Origin of the sequence: Burkholderia sp. DN3021 (assembly GCF_049805555.1) — a bacterium.
Lineage (GTDB): Bacteria > Pseudomonadota > Gammaproteobacteria > Burkholderiales > Burkholderiaceae > Burkholderia > Burkholderia pyrrocinia_C.
The window spans coordinates 178581-196120 of the sequence record NZ_JBNCAB010000001.1; the positions used below are offsets into that span (position 1 = coordinate 178581).

The following is a 17540-nucleotide window of genomic DNA, read 5'->3' on the forward strand; positions in this document are numbered from 1 at the left end:
ATCTTTTCATTTCATTCAGGAAAACGACATGATCTCCCGCAATCGCAGAACTTTCATGATTCAGACGGCCGGCCTGTGTGCCGCGCTCGCGGCCGGAACCCGCGCATTTGCGGCCGCGCCGCCCGTCGACGAAAACGACGCCGCCGCAAAGACGCTCGGCTACCGCGCGAAAGCGACGACCGTCGACGCGGGCAAGTTCCCGAAGTATCAGGCAGGCCAGACGTGCGCGAACTGCCGCTTCTACAAGGCCGCTGCCGGCGAATCTTCCGGCACGTGCCCGATGTTCGCGGGCAAGGCGGTTGCCGCCGAAGGCTGGTGCAACGTTTATGCAAAGCTTGCTTGATCCCGGGCACGCGCGCGGGCACGACAAGGACACTGGCTACTTCACGATCATGGGCCGGATCGACGACGTGCTGAACGTGTCGGGCCACCGGCTCGGCACGATGGAGATCGAGTCGGCGCTGGTGTCGCACGAGCTCGTTGCCGAGGCGGACGTGGTCGGCCGGCCGGACGACACGACGGGCGAGGCAGTGGTCGCGTTCGTGGTGCTGAAGCGTTCGCGTCCGGAGGGCGAGGAAGCGGCGGCGCTCGCGAAGACGCTGCGCGACTGGGTCGGCAAGCAGATCGGGCCGATCGCGAAGCCGAAGGACATCCGCTTCGGCGACAACCTGCCGAAGACGCGCTCGGGCAAGATCATGCGCCGCCTGCTGCGCTCGCTCGCGAAGGGCGAGGCGATCGCGCAGGACACGTCCACGCTCGAGAATCCGGCCATCCTCGAACAGTTGAGCCGTTCGATGTAACACCGCTCGTTCGCGCGGGCGCTTCGCTTCGTCGCGGCGCCGGAGCGCGGTCGCATGCGCGCGCCCCACGCCGGGCACGCGGCCGCATTCCGGTCCGCACGACGCACCGCCGTGGGTTCCCCGACAGCATGGCATGCAGGCGGCATGCATCGCATCCGTCATCGCAGAATTACTTAGTCATACGAATTACAAAACTTGACAAAAACGGAGACAGACGATGAAGAGCAGGACATGGACGATTTGCGCGGCGCTGCTCGGCGCGGCGGCGAGCACGAACGGCTTCGCGCAGAGCAGCATCACGCTGTACGGCGACCTCGACGCGGCGTTGCTTTACACGAGCCGGTCGCTCGACTCGGCAACCGGCGCCAACGCCGGCCGCCAGTTCGCGCTGACCGATACGGGCATGACGCCGACCAACTTCGGCATGACGGGAACCGAGGATCTCGGCGGCGGACTGCACGCGAAGTTCAAGCTGGAGAGCGGCTTCAACATCACGGACGGCGCGTTCGGCCATTCGAACGGCAACTTCTTCGGCCGCCAGGCGTGGGTCGGGCTCGACGGCGGCTTCGGCGAGACGAAGATCGGCCTGCAGTTCTCGCCGTTCGTGCTCGCGGTGCTCGGCTCGGATCCCCGCAATATCTCGCACTTCGGCGCCGCGCTGATCCCGTACGTCGACAACGTGCTCGTCACGGGCCTCTTCAACCCGAACGCGATTTCGTACACGAGCCCGACGATCGGCGGGCTGACGGGCAGCGCGATGTTCGGATTCGGCGGCAAAGCCGGGGACTTCCAGGCGGGACGCCAGTATTCCGGCAGCCTCACCTATACGAACGGCGGCTTCATGCTCAACGCGGCGCTCTACGACGGCAACGGCGGCACGTCGCCGACACCAGTTTCGAGCACGGTCGCGTTCGTCGGCCGCACGATCGGCACTGCGTACACGTTCGGGCCCGTGACCGGCAAGGCATCGTTCACGAGCTACAAGGTCGCCGGCTCGTTCAGCAACAACGTGTATAGCGCCGGTCTGGACTATCGCGTCACGCCGGCCCTCGACCTGAACACCGGCGCGTGGTACACCACCGATCGCAACGATTCGCACAATCATTCGCTGCTCGCCGCGGTCGGCGCCGATTACAGCCTGTCGAAGCGAACGGGCCTTTACGCGCAAGTCGGCGTCGTCAACAACCACGGCGCGATGAATACGGGCCTCGGCATCACGGGCGGCGCATTGTTCGGATTGCCCGGCACGACGGTCGGCGCCAACGTCGGCATCCACCACGTATTCTGACGAGACGTATCCGGACGGGCGATCGTCGCTCGCTCGTCCAGCCCCCGCGTCGGAAGCCGGCCGCCGCAAAAACGGGAACGCGCGGCGCTGGCCCGACAATCCGGATTGCCGATCCTGACGTTTACCCGACCTCAAGTCGGCGGCCACGCTGCCGTCAAGTCAGGAGCGCACACCCAAAATCTGTCAGAAACAGGGAATGCGCGCCCTCTAGGAGACCCAGCAACGTGAACCTCTTCGGAATCGGCCGCGGCCGCCGTTCATCGCGCGCGCTCGTCGGCGACATCGCCGAGCAGGCCGGCAAGCTCGGCATCGAGATCTGCGACGTCTCGGGTCATGTCGAGGAAGTCGCCGCCCGCGTCGCCAGGCAGGCGGAGGTCTGCCACACGCTGCGTGAATCGGCCGCCGTCACGCTGCGCGGCAACCACCGGATCGCCGAAGCCGCGCAGCAGGTGCGCGCCGTCAGCGCCAATGCGTCGAGCGCGGTCCAGAAGTCGCAACAGACGATCGAGGCATCGCTCGCCGACATCCACGGCCTCGTCGAGGGAGTCACCTCGATCGGCAGCCAGATGGGTGCGTTGCGCGACGCGCTCGATCACGTGCGGGCCGTGTCCGAGGAGATCTCCGTCATTGCCCGCCAGACCCACCTGCTCGCGCTGAACGCCGCGATCGAGGCCGCACGCGCCGGCGAGTCGGGCCGCAGCTTCGCCGTCGTCGCGGCCGAGGTCAAGAACCTGTCCGCGAAGACCGGACAGGCGACAGCCCAGATCGAGACGACCCTCGCGCGCCTTGCCGAGCAGACCGAACACCTGATCGCGGAGGGAACCGACAACGCCGCGCGCGCCCATCGCGTCCGCGAAGGCACGCGCACGATCGGCGAGGTCGTGCACACGACGGGGCACGCGATCACCGAACTCGCCGGCGAGGCCGAACAGATCGCATCGCTGACGGACGAGATCGAGACGCAATGCCTCCGTCTAGAGGAGCAGGTTGGCGAAATGGCGTCCGGCGTCGAGGATTCCAGCGACAACTTCTCGCAGGCCAAGGACCGGCTCGGCAACCTGCTCTCCGTCTCGGAGACGCTCATCGAACTCACTGCCGCGACCGGCATCGAGTCGCCCGACACGCGCTTTATCGAAACCGCGCGGAACACGGCCGCCGCGATCGGCAAGCTCTTCGACGATGCGGTCGCGCGCGGCGATATCGCGCTCGACGCGCTGTTCGACGCGAACTACGTGCCGATTCCCGGCACCGATCCGCAGCAGTTCATGACGCGCTTCACGGCCTTCACCGATCGCGTGCTTCCGGCCGTCCAGGAGCCGGTGCTCGAGATCGACGAACGCATCGTCTATTGCGCCAGCTTCGACAAGCAGTGCTACCTGCCGACCCACAACCGGAAGTTCTCGCTGCCCCAGCGCGCGGACGCCGCATGGAACGCGGCGAACTGCCGGAACCGCCGGATCTATACGGACCGGACGGCGCGCACCTCCGTGTCGCATACCAAACCGTTCCTGCTGCAGACCTATCGGCGCGACATGGGCAACGGCAACTTTGCGCTGATGAAGGACGTTTCGGCACCCATCGTCGTCGGCGGACGGCAATGGGGTGTCCTGAGGATCGGCTACAGCGCATGAATCGGCGCTAGCAGGTCGCCCGCGCGGCGCCCGCACCGGCGACCCGGCCGGCTTCGCCGCGTTCGTCTGCCACATGGGCGAGATCACCGCGATCGATTTCGTCGCCCGCCCCTACTGCTCGAGCCCGACCGTCAGCGGCCGCTGATCGCTGCGCCCGTGATCGTCGACCACGCGCACCGCATAACTGCCCGCCGTGCGCGGCTGCCAGAACAGCGCGTCGCCCGGCGCGCTGCGGCCGACATACGCATCGTTGACGAACCAGTACAGCGCATGCGCGCTCGCATCGGCCGTCGCGTTGAACGCGATGCGCGTATCGTCGGCGCTCTTCACGCGCATTGCATACGTACTGCCGCGCAGCGGCGACGTGATGCGCGGCGGGTCGCCGTCCACTTGCCCCGCATCGCGGCAGTCCGCGTTCTGCGGCGGCCGCCGGCGCGGAATGCCGGCCTGCGCGAACACCTGCTGCAGATCCGACGGCCAGAACTCGAAGATCTCCGTATGCGTGTGCTTGCCGTCGTACGGAGGGCACGCGGCCCTCCCCGTCGCATCGTCGATCACGACGGGCCGGTGCACGGTGCTCACGCGAATCGGCGACGTGCCCGGAATGAACCACGTCCAGCCCTGCTGCGGGCACCATTCGTTCGGCAAGTCGCCGCTTGCAAGGCAGATCCGCACGCGCTTCAGGTGCGGCGGCACCGCGCGCGGCGGCTCGACGAGCTTGCGCTCGGCGTTCAGCGCATCGACGACCTGGAAGAACAGCGGTGCGGCCGCATCGACGCCGACGAAGGCCGTGTTGGTCGAATTATCGAAGTTGCCGACCCACACGACCAGCACATACGGGCCGAACACGCCGGCCGTCCACGCATCGCGGAACGACCAGGACGTGCCGGTCTTCCAGTAGACCGGCACGCTCGACGGCTGCGCCCCGCTCGTCTCGTCGGGGCGCAGGTGCTGGCGCAGCATGTCCATCGTCATGTAGCTCGCCTCCGCGCTCAGCAGGCGCCGGCCGGGCACGGCCGGTTCGTCCGCGCGCAGCCGCAGCGGCCGGAACTCGCCGCGATTCGCGAGCATCGCGTAAAGCGCCGCGAGATCCTGCATCGTCACTTCGCCGCCGCCGAGCACGAGCGCGAGCCCGTAGTGCTGCGCGCTCGCGAGCCGGCGCACGCCGGCTTCCCGCAGGAATCCGTACAAATCGGGCGACTTGAGCTGCGATGCGACCCATACGGCCGGCACGTTGCGGCTGCGGTTCAGCGCATCGGTCGCGGTGATCGGCCCGAGGAAATGGCCGTCGAAATTCTCCGGCGCATACGGACCGAACGCAGTCGGCACGTCGCGCAGCACGGTCTGCGGATGCAGCACGCCCTGGTCGAAGCCGAGCGCATAGATGAACGGCTTGAGCGTCGAACCCGGCGAGCGCCGCGCGAGCGTGCCGTTCACCTGCCCGTCGATCGAACGATCGAAGAAGTTCGCGGAGCCGACCAGCGCCTTCACGCCCATGTCACGCGTATCGACGAGCAGCGCGGCCGCGTTGCGCACGCCGCGCGTGTCGTTGCGTGCGACGTAGCGCGCGATCTGCCGTTCGAGCGTGCGCTGCAGATCGAGATCGAGTGTCGTCACGAGCTGTGCGCCGGCATCGCCCGATGTCGTGCGCCATGCGCTGCGTGCGGCAAGCGCCTGGTCGACCGCGTGCGGTGCGTCGAACGGCAGCGCCGACAGCGGCCGCATCGCCAGCGGCAACGCGAACAGCGGCTTGAACGACGCATCGCGCGGGTGCTTCGTCAGCCAGCGCGCGTACAGCCGGTTGCGCGACGCGGCCAGCGCGCGGTTGATCTCGTCCTGCCCGCCGCGCACGCGCCGCGCCGGGTCCTGCGGAATCACCGCGAGCGCGAGCGCCTCGGGCAGCGTCAGCGCGTCGGGCATCCGGTCGAAATAGACGACGCTCGCGGTGCCCGCGCCTTCGACGTTGCGGCCATACGGCGCATCGTTCAGATAGGCTTCGAGGATCTGCCGCTTCGAATAGAAGAGTTCGAGCTGCACCGCGCGCGCGACCTGCTCGAGCTTGCCGGCCGGTGTGCGCGTGTTCAGGCGCCACAGCGAGCGCGCAAGCTGCATCGTCAGCGTCGAGCCGCCCTGCGGATTGCCGCCGCGCACGTACGTGATCCACGCGCCGCGTGCGAGCCCGTACGGATTGAAGCCCGGATGCCACCGGAACCAACGGTCCTCGTGCAGCATCACGGCTTCGACGAGCTGCTGCGACATCCGGTCGAGCGGCACCCACAGCCGGTAGCGGTCGTCCTTCGCGAGCGTCACGCGCAGCAGCCGGCCGTGCGCGTCGGCCACCGCGACCGACGACGGCTTCCAGTCGCGCAGCGGCAGATGCGGCCACAACCGGCACGCGGCCAGCGCGCCGAACACGAGCAGCGCGCCGGCGATCCAGTTCTGCCAGCGATGCAGCCAGCGGCCGGCGCCATGCAGCGCGCACCGGAGCACGGATGCGTCAGCCACGCGCGGGCACTCCTGCCACCCGGCACGGCCAATGCAAGCGCACCATCATCGCACGCGCTCCACCGTCAGCGTCGTGCCGCCGGGCGCCTGCGCCTGCACGCGGCGGTCGTACATCGACTCGCCATACGCAGGCGGCGCGACGAAGCGGCCCGCGTTGCTCGCCTTGATCCGGTAGACGAACTCGCGCACGTCGGTGGTCGCGGTGCCGTAGATCACCACGCAATCCTCGCGCACATCCGCGAACTGCGGCTGCCACGTCGAACCCGTCACGCCGATCGGCGAATGCCACGGCGCATCGGCCACCGGCGCCGACGCGCCGCCGTCGCCATTGCCGTCGCCGTCCTGTGCGTCGGTCGCGGGCGGCGGCGCGATCACCGGGTCGAAGCCGCCGGGCAGCAAATCGACGATCGCGATGTTGCCGACGTTCGCCGAGCCCGTCGCGCGAATCTTCAGGTGTACGTCGATTTCCTGGCCTAGCGTGATCCTGTCAAGCGGCTTGCCGTTCGTATCGGTGTAGTCGCGCACGATCTCGAGCCCGTTCTTGATCGCCTTCGTCGACGTGTCGCGGTCGTAGCCCGACTGGCTCGCGACCCACCACGCGGGCAGCGCGCTGCCGTTCACGAAGTCGACGCGCGACGCACCGGCCGCCCACGTGCCCGAGCGCACGAGGTTCGCCTGGATCGACGACACGTCCTTCGGCGCGGCGCCCGCACGTACCTCGTCGATCGCGAGCTGGTCGAGCTGGCCCGCGTTCGACGCCGCATACGCATCGAGCGCGAGGATCGTCATCGCCGACGACAGCGTGTTGTAGCGGTTGTCGACCAGCGGCGCGGCGATGTTGTCCATCGCACGCGGCGACAGCTTGCGCATGCGCTCGGGGAAGTGCTTCGCGAGCAGGTACAGCACGCTCGCGTCGCGCGTCAGCGGATCGATGTAGTAGCCGGTCACGTAACCGCCGTCGGACGCACGCTTGCGTTCGAGCAGCGCCTGCGGGCCCGCGATCAGCGCGGCGGCCTCCTTGTCCTGCTTCAGCAGTTGATACGATGCGGCGAGCCATGCGGCCGCGAGATCGTTCTTCCAGTCGTTCGGATACGCATCCTGCAGGCGCTTCTGCACGGCCGCGAGGCTGTTGGTCGTCACGTTGCCCTGGCGCGTCAGCAGGTACACCGCGTATGCACGCTGCCGCAGCAGGTCGAGCGAGCCGAGCGAATCGCTCGCCGCGAGCTTCTGCAGATACTGGCTGCCCGCGTCGAGCATGTCCTTCGGCACGGCCATGCCGCGCTCGCGCGCGTCGAGCAGCACGTGCATCGCATAAGCGGACACGAACGGATCGGCATCCGGCGTCGCGCTCCACAGGCCGAAGCCGCCCTGCGCGTTCTGCCGGCTGCGCAGCACGCCGAGGAACTGCGCGATCGAGGCCGCATTCGCCGCGTCGGCGCCGGCTTCGGGCGCGTGCATCGCGCTCGTCAGCGCACGCACCGACAGCCACTTCGACGCGAACACGCGCGGCACGACCGAACTCACCATCTGCTCGCTGCAGTAGTGGTCGAAGTTGACGAGATACGACGACAGCCCTTCGGACAGCACGAGCGGCGCGGTCGAGATGCTCGCGTCGCGCGATGCATACGCGTCGTACATCGGCCGCAGGTTCGGCACGCTCGCCTTCTTGCCCGGATCGAGCCGCGCGATGTCGAGCTGCGTGCGGAACGCGGCGGCCGGCCGCACCGACACGTCGACGCGCTGCTGCGCGCCCTTCGCGCCGTAGCGTGCGCCGAACGACAGCATGCCCGAGCCGAGCGTGTCGGTCGCCTTCACGCGGAACAGCGCGACGCCCTCGTGCTGCGGCGCGAGCGCGACGTTCTGCGTCGCCGGCCCGATCACCTGCAACTGCGGGCCCGTCTTCAGCGTGACCGCGACCGGCACCGGCTGGCTGCCGACGCCCGTCAGGTTGTTCGCGACGCCGACGCTGACGTCGGCCTCGTCGCCCGGCGCGAGCGTCGTCGGCACGTTCGGCGACAGCACGAAATCGCCGCGCACCGTCGTCGCGCCTTCGAACGTGCCGACCAGGTCCGGCGACACCGACACGGCCATCACGCGCAGTTTCCCGTTGAAGTAGTCGGGCACGGTGTAGCTCACGCGCGTGTCGCCGTTCACGTCGACGATCCCCGACCAGTAGACGACCGGCTTGTCGCGCTTGCGCTTGAACGGGTTCAACTGGCGGCCGATCGCATCGTCGGCGTCGCCGCCGGGCGCGGCCATCGCCATCAGCTTCTCGAAGTCCGGCAGGATCAGGTCGAGGATCTGCGACGTGCCGACTTCGAGCATCCGCTTGCGGAAGAAGAACTTCAGCGGATCGCCGAGCTTGTAGCGCGCGACCTGCAGGATGCCTTCGTCGACGGCGAACACGACGACCTTCGCGGGCTTCGCCGAATGCACGGTGAAGGTGACGGTTTCACCCGGCTTCACGAGCGCCGGCGCGTCGACGGTGAGCGCGTTGCGGCGTGCGTCGAGGTTCACCGAGAACGGCACGACGCCGTAGCTCAGCGGGCTCATGAAGATCTCGTCCGACGACGGATCGCGGATGTACTGCACGTTGATGTATCCATTGCCTTCGAAGCCCGCCGGCACCGTGATGTGCTGGATCGAGCTCGTCGTGTCCGCATGGAACCATGCGTGCGCATACACCTTGTCGCGCTCGATCGTGATCAGGCCGCTGCCCGCGTAAGGCGCGCGGATTGCGATCTCGACCTGCTCGCCCGGCTTGTAGTCGTGCTTCGCGAGGCTTACCTGCAGCTCGGCGTTGCGGTCGAGCGAACGCGTGACGTTCGCGTCGCCTGCAACCGAATACTCGATCCGGTTCACCGCGGTGCCGTCCGCGCGGCGGATCACGAGCGCATAGCTGCCCGGCTTGTCGGTGCGCAGCGCGAAGTCGAGCCCGGCCGCCGGAATCGTCAGCGGCTTCTCGTCGACCGGCACTTCCTTCAGCCGCGAATCGTATTTGTACGCGCCGGAATCCTGCTTGGTCAGCACCGACACGTAGCGTTCCTCGACGAGCTGTGCGCGCAGGTCCTTCACGTCGATCGCCTTCGCGCCCGGGTCGATCGCGACGAGCCGCACCGTGCGCGGGCTGCCGCGCTTCACGTAGCCGAGATCGTCGACCGACTTGTAGCCGACGAGCCAGTCGTTGTTCGACACGAGCGTCTGCGCGTTCGCGGCGACGTTGCGCCCGCCTTCCGCTTCATACGCCTTCGCCTGGAAGTAGAGCTGGTAGGTCGCGTCCGCGTACTTGTCGAGATCGAGGTCGAACTCGGCATGGCCCTTGTCGTCGGTCGTGCCGTCCTGCAGCGTCGTCGTATAGCCTTCCTTCGCGCGGCGTGCGTCGAAGAAGCGATAGCCCTGCCAGCTGCGGAACGACGGCCACACCGGGCGCAGCGTCAGCGTCGCCGCGACGCGGCGCTTCTCGGCCGGCGTGCCGAACAGGTTCTGCGCATCGACGATGCCCTTCAGCCCCTTCGGCTTCACCCATCCTTCGACGACCTGCTGCGACAGCTTCGCGTCGACCTTCATCCGGTCGGGCAGGAACTCCTTCACCTGCACCGTCGTGCTGCCGATCGGCTCGGCACCCGGCTGGCCGTCCTTGACGATGTACAGGTTGACCGTCCACGTGCCGGTCGGCGACGTTTCGGCCGTCGTATAACCGAGCTCCGTGAAGCCCGTCGCGTCGACGGTCACCGGCTTGCGTTCGACGGTGATCCCGCGCGGATCGACGATCTCCGCCTGCAGCGGCACGCCGGCCGGGCTGCGTGCCCAGCTCGCCGCGCGCACGATCAGGCCGATGTGGAACGGATCGCCGGGGCGGTACAGCCCGCGATCCGAGAACAGGTACGCGGACAGCTGCCCCTGGCCCGTCGCGTTGCGTTCGCCGTCGACGTCGAAGCGCGAGAAATCGAGCTGGCGATCGCGGCCCGCCACCGGCAGGAACGACAGGTCGCCGTCCTTCTTCACGACATACAGTTGCGGACGCTTCTCGCGGTCGAGCCCCTTGAATGCGGGGAAATGCACGACGCCGTCGGCGCTGGTGGTCTGCGTAAACAGCGTCTGGCCGTTCACCGCGAGCACCGACACGGTTGCGCCCGCAACCGGACGGCCGTTGCGGATCGACTGGACGAACACGTCCTGGCTGCCGTCCAGCGCGCGCTTGACCAGCATCCCGAGATCGGTCACGACGATCAGGCGCGTGTCGCCGAGCGCGTTGTCGCTGTCGTCGCCGTTGCCGTTGCTGTCGCCCGATTCGGCGTTATCGGATTGATCCTGGCTACTGTCGCCCGACGAAGCATCGCCATCCTTCGCATCGTCGGCTTTCTTCTTTTCGGCCGCCGGGTCGTACTTCGACAGGTGCAGCAGGAACACGCCGCGCTTGCCGCCCTTCAGGTACTGGCCGAGATCGATGCCTTCGTAATGCGCCTTGCCGGGGTCGCCGGCCGGGAACGCGCGCTTCTGCACGAAGCGCTCGACGATGTGATCCTCGCTGAACGAATACGACAGCTCGGGTCGCGCATACGTGCCGTTGTTGAAGCTCACCAGATGCTGGAGCTGGTCGGGCACCACCCGGCCGATCTCGACCTTCATCCCCGGCAGGTTGCGCGACACGACCGACAGCCGCTTGCTGCCGCTCATCGACAGCAGCGAACCGTCGGCCATGAAACGCAGCAGCTTCGGATAGTCGGGCACCGTGAACGCGGTCGTCGCCGGCGCGCCGAGCAGATAGCCGCCGGCCGATTTCAGGTCGCCTTCGAAACGCACGACGATGCGCTCGCCCGGCGTCGCGTGATACTTGAAGCTTTGCAGCGTCGCGAAGTCGTTCTCGGTCGGCACCGCTGCAAGCGGCAGCGGCTTCGACTACTTCAGCACCGCGTCACTGATGTCGGCCACATTCCATTCGTACGGCGGATCGTCGTCCGACTGATCGACGCCCGGCTTGCGCTTCGGCAGCACCCACGCCTTCGCGCGCGCGGCGAGATCGGCGCTGCGCACGCCGTCGGACGTTTCCGCGACGAGCACCTGCTCGGGCTCGTAACGCTCGTTGTCGACGAGCGTCGGCGCAACGTTGCCGATTGTCAGGCTATAGAGTCCCGGCACGCCGACCGACGCGTGCAGCACTGCCGGCGTGCCGTCGCCGCCGCGCGCGCTCTTCACGCCCTTGTCGACGTCGAGCCGCACCGACAGCGGATCTTTCGGAATCTCGAGCGGCTGCGAATGGATCCACGCGCTCGTCTTCATCTTGTCGTAGTTGACCGTGTAGCGCAGCGGCGACACGTTCTTGCCGTCGCGGCCGACCAGCACGAGGCCGATGCGCTTCTCGAACTCGGCCGGATCGACCGGATAGTTGAAGCGCAACTGCAGCAGCGCCTGCTTCTCCGCCGGATTGTCGGGGTTCTGGTAGAACTGGTTGTCGCCCGACTGCGCGGTGAAGGCCGGCAGGTCGAACGCGAAATGGTCGTCGTGCATCGTCACCTGCGGCGCGAACACCTGGTGCACCGCGAAGCGCACCTCGACGTGCGCGCCGACCGGCCAGTCGGCCGCCGGCGTGAAGCGCAGCGTCTTGTCGTCGGCCCACTCCCACGCGCCCTTCAGCGCGGGCGTCATCTCGATGCCCTGCCCGGCCGGCTTGCCGACCAGTTCGATCGGCGCGGCCGATCGGGAGAACGCCACTTCGAGCGGATGCACGGTGATCTTCGGCTTGTCGCTGTCGTCGACCTCGTAGGTCGTGATCGCCGGCGCCTTCACGGTAAAGCCGACGGTCTCGGGCTCGGGCGGCTTCGGGCGATGCTTGAACCAGTACCCGCCGTAACCGAGCGCGGCCGCGAGCAGCACGATGCCGCCGGCATGCCACGGGCGGCGGCGCACGGCCGCGGCGGTGATGCCCGCCCACGCGGGCGCCGTCCATGACACGTCGCCGACCAGCGGCCGCAGCACGCGGCCGAGCAGGCGCCAGACGAAGCCCGCCGCACGAATCGGCAGGAGCAGCAGGAAGCGCAGCAAATCCATTTTGTTATTTCCTTGTCAAGGACGTGCTGCCGGCTGCGGCGACGTACCCCGAGATTTATTGGTCTGTGACGGCGCGGCCCTGGTTGCGCCGTGAATGCTTGGAATGTTTTGTTCGACCGGATGCTGGCCGACATTATGGGTCAGAGCCGAAACGATGGAAATATCCGCGTGTTGGCGCGCAACGCAGGCGAATGAACGGCCGGTCGGGTAGCTGTTCCGCCCGCCCCCCGATCTCTGCACGCACTCGCGCCGCGTTCGCTAGAATGCGCGGCTCGACGTGGTTCGTATCGAATTGAAAGGAAATCGCTTGAAACTCCCGTTCGAATGGCAGATCGGGCTGCGCTATGCGCGCGGCGGCCGGCGCTCGGCCGGCGACGGCTTCGTGTCGTTCATTGCCGGCGCCGCGATGGCCGGCATCGCGCTCGGCGTCGCCGCGCTGATCGTCGTGCTGTCGGTGATGAACGGTTTTCGCACCGAGGTGCGCGACCGGATGCTGTCGGTGCTCGCGCATGTGGAAATCTTCTCGCCGTCCGGCGCGCTGCCCGACTGGCGGCTCACCGCGCACGAATCGCTGCGGAACCCGGCCGTGCGCGCCGTCGCGCCCTATGTCGACGCGCAGGCGCTGCTGACGAACGCGGGCAGCGTGACGGGCGTCGCGCTGCGCGGCATCGATCCGGTGCTCGAGCCGCGCGTGTCCGAGATCGCGCGCAAGCTGAAGACCGGGCGCCTCGACGCGCTCGTGCCGGGCGAGATGGGCATCGTGCTCGGCGCCGCGCTGGCCGACGCGCTGCACGTGAAGATCGGCGACCGCATCACGTTCTTCGCGCCCGGCAATACGGCGCGCATCGGCGATGCGCTGCCGCGGTTCCGGCAGTTCAACGTGGTCGGCACGTTCGAGTCGGGCCACTACCAGTACGACAGCGCGCTCGCATACATCCACATCAGCGATGCGCGGAAGCTGTTCAACGTGCCCGCGCCGACCGGCATCCGGTTGCGTCTCGACGATCTGCAACGCGCGCCGGACATCGCGCTGGAGCTGTCGCGCACGTTGTCGGGCGATCTTTATATCCGCGACTGGACGCGGCAGAACCGTACGTGGTTCGAAGCCGAGCGGCTGCAGAAACGCATGCTGTCGCTGATCCTGATGCTGATCGTCGCGGTCGCCGCGTTCAATCTCGTATCGTCGCTGGTGATGACCGTCACGCAGAAGCAGGGCGACATCGCGATCCTGCGCACCCTCGGCGCGCCGCCCGGGTCGATCACGAAGATCTTCGCGATCCAGGGGATGACGATCGGCCTCGTCGGCACGCTGGCGGGCGTCGCGCTCGGCTGCGCGATCGCGGTCAGCATCCCGTGGGTGCTGCCGGCGATCGAGCAGTTGCTCGGCATCCGCTTCCTGACACCGTCCGTGTATTTCCTCAGTTCGCTGCCGTCGAAGCTCGCGGCGATCGACGTGATCGAGATCGCCGCGGCCGCGTTCCTGATGTCGTGCGTCGCGACGCTGTACCCGAGCTGGCGTGCCGCGCGGGTCCGGCCGGCCGAAGCTTTGCGCGACGAATAGGCGCGGCGTCCGGCGCGGGCGTTACGCGATGACGTGGAAACCGACGCTGTTGCCGTCGTCCGGCGTGACCGAAATCGCCATGCCCCTCTCTCTTTTCAGACTGTTTTTGACTGTTTGCCGATCGACTCCAGCGAAGTTGACACCGATGCCGCACGGATCGGCGGCCGCATGCCGCGCACGCATCGAAACTTTGTTTGACACCAGCTAAAAAAGTTTGACACCGAGATTTCACTGAGATAAGTTTGCGCAAGCTTCCGGAAAGAAATCCGGCCAGCCATGCCGACACGCGTCGCGCTTTCCTGCCGTTGCAGCACTGTCGTTCGCAACACCCCCGCCTCATCGCATCGTGCCGTTCCGTTTCATCTGAAACCTGAAGGAAGGTCGGGCATGCCCGCATTTGATTCGCACTCCTGTATTCGTATCACGCTGCCGATATCGCTTCGGCCGCGCGGCCCGAACCGGCCGCCGCGCTGACGCTTTCCGGTCGGGGCCATGCAGTCTCGCCCCGACGCTCGCCGAGTGGCGCGCCGCGCAACGTGCGCCAACACCGGCCGTGGCACCCGGGCGTCTCGCCCGGCGCTTTCGAAGTCGCAGTTCAGCTTCATCCGATGCAGCACCCGGCCAGGCCGCAGGGGGCATATCGCGGGCCGGCCGGTTCCGGACAATCACAAACAAGAATGAGGTCACTCATGAACTTTCATCGAACCGGATTGCGGCGCGCATGGCTTCCCGCGCTCGTTGCGGCCACGACGCTCGCCGCGTGCGGCGGCGACGACGGCGGCAGCGTGGTGGGGGCATCTGCGCTCGCGCAAGGCCAACAGGAGGGGGCCGCCGCATCGGCGGCCGATACGCAGTCGCTGGCGTCACGCATTTCGCCGTCCGGCGTCCCGTACGCCAATCCGGCCAGCGGCGGACGCTACCGCCCCGTGATCGCGAACGGCCAGGTGCAGCCGTCGCTGTCGGGCGGCACGATCGAGGAGAACGCGTGGGTCGACACGCCGGTCGATTCCGACGGCGACGGCACGCGCGACCGCATCCACGTGCGCATCGTGCGCCCGGCCGAAACCGCGAACGGCGCACGCACGCCCGTCATCGTGCTCGCGAGCCCGTACTACGCGGGGCTCGCCGACAGCCCGAACCACGACGTCGACGTCGAGCTCGACGGCACGCCGCATCCGGCAGCAAGCGCATCCGCGTCGGCATCGACATCCGCGCGCATCATGGCCGCCGCGCCGCAGACGCGAATGCTGCAGCAGCTCGAAGCGGCCGCTGCCGGGCGCTCGTGGATCGAAGGCTACTTCGTGCCGCGCGGCTTTACGATCGTCTATGCGGATTCGCTCGGCACCGCCGGCTCGGACGGCTGCCCGACGATCCTGACGCGCGACGAATCGGTCGCGATGGCGTCGGTGATCCGCTGGCTCGGCCGCGACGCAACCGCGAAGGACGCGAGCGGCAAGACGGTCGTCGCGAACTGGTCGACGGGCCACGTCGGCATGTACGGCGTGTCGTACGACGGCACGCTGCCGAAGATGGTCGCGAGCCTGCGCACGCGCGGGCTCGATGCGATCGTGCCGGTCGCCGGGTTGTCGAACATGTACGGCTATTACCGCTCGGGCGGGCTCGTGCGCGCGCCGGAAGGCTATCAGGGCGAGGACGTCGACGTGTACATCAAGGCGCTGCTGACGAACGCGCATCCGGAGCGCTGCACGCACCTGATCGACGAAGCGTTGCAGAAGGAAAACCGCACGACCGGCGACTATTCGCCGTTCTGGGCCGCGCGCGACATCCCGACCGCGTTCGCGGCCGCGCCGGCGCTCGTCGCGCAGGGGCTGACCGACGACAACGTGCGCGTCGACCAGTCGACGTCGTGGTATCTCGCGATGCGGCGCCAGGGCGTGCCGACGCAGCTGTGGCTGCACCGCCTGAAGCACACCGATCCGACGCGCGTGCCGGCGATGGCCGATGCGTGGACGGCGGAGGTGAACCGGTGGTTTACGCGCTACCTGATCGGTTATGACAACGGCGTCGAACACGATCCGCGCGCGGTGATCGCGCAGGCGGACGGCACGCTGCTGAAGGAAGCCGACTGGGCCGCGCGCCATGCGACGCCGGTTTCGTATTTCGCGGGCGGCGACGGCGCGAGTACCGGCACGCTGCTGCGGATGCCGACCGGCGGCCCGCTCGCACGCTTCACCGACGATGCGCGCATTACCGCGCTCACGCTGGCGAATGCGCCGACCGGCGAAAACCGCAGCCGCTTCGAGACCGCGCCGTTCACGGCCGCCACGCGCCTGTCCGGCACCGCGACGGCCCGTGTCAAGCTGACCTTCACGGGGGTGGCCAACGTGACGGCGCTGCTGGTCGACCGCGCACCGGACGGCACGGCCACGATCGTCACGCGCGCATGGACCGACCCGCGCAACCGGCTGTCCGACTGGCTGTCGGAACCCGTGCTGCCGGGGATGCCGTACGACCTGAAGCTGACGTTCATGCCGCGCGACTACAAGCTCGAAGCCGGCCACCGGCTGGGGCTCGTCGTGCTGTCCAGCGACAACGAGGCGACGCTGCGGCCGACGCCCGGCACCGGCCTGACGCTCGATCCGGCCGGCACGTCGGTGACGGTGCCGCTGGTTTCGGCTTCGTCGTGAGCGGGCGCGCGTGACGCAAAGCGGACGGCAACCGACGTCTCCTCGACGTCGGTCGCCGTCCGCGCTGTTTCATCTCCGAAAAACCTGATTCAACCGTGACTCAAACGGGCGTCAGCACCGGCTGCCCCGCGAAATGCCGCGCGGCGTTGTCGAGAAACTGCTGCACCGAACGATCGAGCGCCTCGGGCGACCAACCGCCCATATGCGGCGTCAGCACGACGCTGTCGAGATCCGTCAGCGCGCGTGGCGGCTCGGGTTCCCCTTCATACACGTCGAGCCCCGCGCCCGCGATGCGCCCTTCGCGCAGCGCGTCTGCCAAAGCAGCGGTATCGACAACGCTGCCGCGCGATACGTTGACGAGAAAGCCGCCGGGGCCGAGCGCGTCGAGCACCGCGCGGTCGATCATGTGCCGCGTGCCCGCGCCGCCCGGCGTCGCGACGATCAGGAAATCGGCCCACTGCGCGAGCGCGTCGAGCCGGTCAAAATAGCGGTAAGGAACAGGCTTCGCCGACCGGTTGTGATAACCGATCTCGATGTCGAAGCCGGCCGCGCGGCGCGCGCACTTCTCGCCGATCTTGCCGAGCCCGACGATGCCGAGCTTCTTGCCCGACACGTTCGGCGGCATCGGCAGCCCCTCGCGCCATACGCCCGCGCGGGTTTTCGCATCGAGCCGCACGACGCCGCGCACCGCCGCGAGCAGCAGCGCGAACGCGTGATCGGCGACGCAATCGTCGTTGGTACCGGCGCCCGTCACGACCGTGATGCCGCGCGCCTTCGCATGCGCGACGTCGATATGCTCGTAGCCGGCGCCAAGGGCGCTGACGAATGTGAGTTGCGGAAGACGATCGATGTCGGCAGCGGCAAGGCCCGTGCTGCCGTTGGTCAGCACCGCGCGAATCGTGCCGCCGTGTTCGGCGATCGCGCGTTCGCGTTCTTCGGCGGTCGGGGCGTAGCGCACGTCGAACGACGCGGCGATCTCGCGATGCGCGTCGCCGCGCAATGCGATGAGGACCAGCAGCTCGGGCTTCATGTCAGCAAGTGTCCACAGGCGGGAACGGA

The 17540-nt window shown here is 68.0% G+C and carries 9 protein-coding genes and 1 pseudogene; 6 read left to right on the plus strand and 4 right to left on the minus strand.

Translation table 11 applies throughout. The features are described 5' to 3' along the window. Window positions 1-28: 28 nt before the first annotated feature. The 4 genes and pseudogenes from ACPUER_RS00865 (at window position 29) to ACPUER_RS00880 (ending at window position 3719) form a co-directional block, all read left to right on the plus strand. On the plus strand, window positions 29-343 hold the full coding sequence (locus ACPUER_RS00865; protein WP_310132226.1) for a high-potential iron-sulfur protein: 315 nt from the start codon (window positions 29-31) through the stop codon (window positions 341-343). 19 nt (window positions 344-362) lie between these two features. After that, window positions 363-800 (plus strand): annotated as a pseudogene (locus ACPUER_RS00870) (AMP-binding enzyme); the annotation flags it as partial. A gap of 217 nt (window positions 801-1017) precedes the next feature. Further along, window positions 1018-2088 (plus strand): porin, encoded by a 1071-nt coding sequence (locus ACPUER_RS00875; RefSeq protein WP_425130095.1) that lies wholly within the window; start codon window positions 1018-1020, stop codon window positions 2086-2088. A gap of 224 nt (window positions 2089-2312) precedes the next feature. Beyond that, window positions 2313-3719, plus strand: coding sequence for a methyl-accepting chemotaxis protein (locus tag ACPUER_RS00880; RefSeq protein ID WP_310132222.1), 1407 nt, complete (start codon window positions 2313-2315; stop codon window positions 3717-3719). 111 nt (window positions 3720-3830) lie between these two features. On the opposite strand, the gene pbpC is transcribed toward ACPUER_RS00880, so the two are convergent. Genes pbpC through ACPUER_RS00895 form a run of 3 tightly spaced genes read right to left on the minus strand, consistent with a single transcriptional unit; the run spans window position 3831 to window position 12272 of the window. After that, window positions 3831-6224 carry a penicillin-binding protein 1C gene (gene pbpC / locus ACPUER_RS00885; protein WP_425130096.1) on the minus strand — a complete coding sequence of 798 codons (2394 nt, stop codon included), beginning with the start codon at window positions 6222-6224 and terminating at the stop codon, window positions 3831-3833. A 45-nt stretch (window positions 6225-6269) separates the two neighbouring features. Further along, the gene (locus ACPUER_RS00890; protein WP_425130097.1) at window positions 6270-11099 is read right to left on the minus strand and encodes an alpha-2-macroglobulin family protein; all 4830 of its coding nucleotides are present in this window, start codon (window positions 11097-11099) and stop codon (window positions 6270-6272) included. A 24-nt stretch (window positions 11100-11123) separates the two neighbouring features. Further along, a complete protein-coding gene (locus ACPUER_RS00895) occupies window positions 11124-12272 on the minus strand; it encodes an Ig-like domain-containing protein (protein ID WP_425130098.1) in 1149 nt (382 codons plus the stop codon). Between the two features lie 307 nt (window positions 12273-12579). On the opposite strand from ACPUER_RS00895, the gene ACPUER_RS00900 reads away from it, so the two are divergent. After that, a complete protein-coding gene (locus ACPUER_RS00900; protein ID WP_425130099.1) occupies window positions 12580-13833 on the plus strand; it encodes a lipoprotein-releasing ABC transporter permease subunit in 1254 nt (417 codons plus the stop codon). A gap of 689 nt (window positions 13834-14522) precedes the next feature. Further along, a complete protein-coding gene (locus ACPUER_RS00905; RefSeq protein ID WP_425130100.1) occupies window positions 14523-16481 on the plus strand; it encodes a Xaa-Pro dipeptidyl-peptidase in 1959 nt (652 codons plus the stop codon). Window positions 16482-16581: 100 nt separating this feature from the next. Here ACPUER_RS00905 and ACPUER_RS00910 read toward each other — a convergent pair whose 3' ends face one another. Next, complete coding sequence (locus ACPUER_RS00910; RefSeq protein WP_175962185.1) at window positions 16582-17511, minus strand: 2-hydroxyacid dehydrogenase; 930 nt, start codon at window positions 17509-17511, stop codon at window positions 16582-16584. Between the last annotated feature and the right edge of the window lie 29 nt (window positions 17512-17540).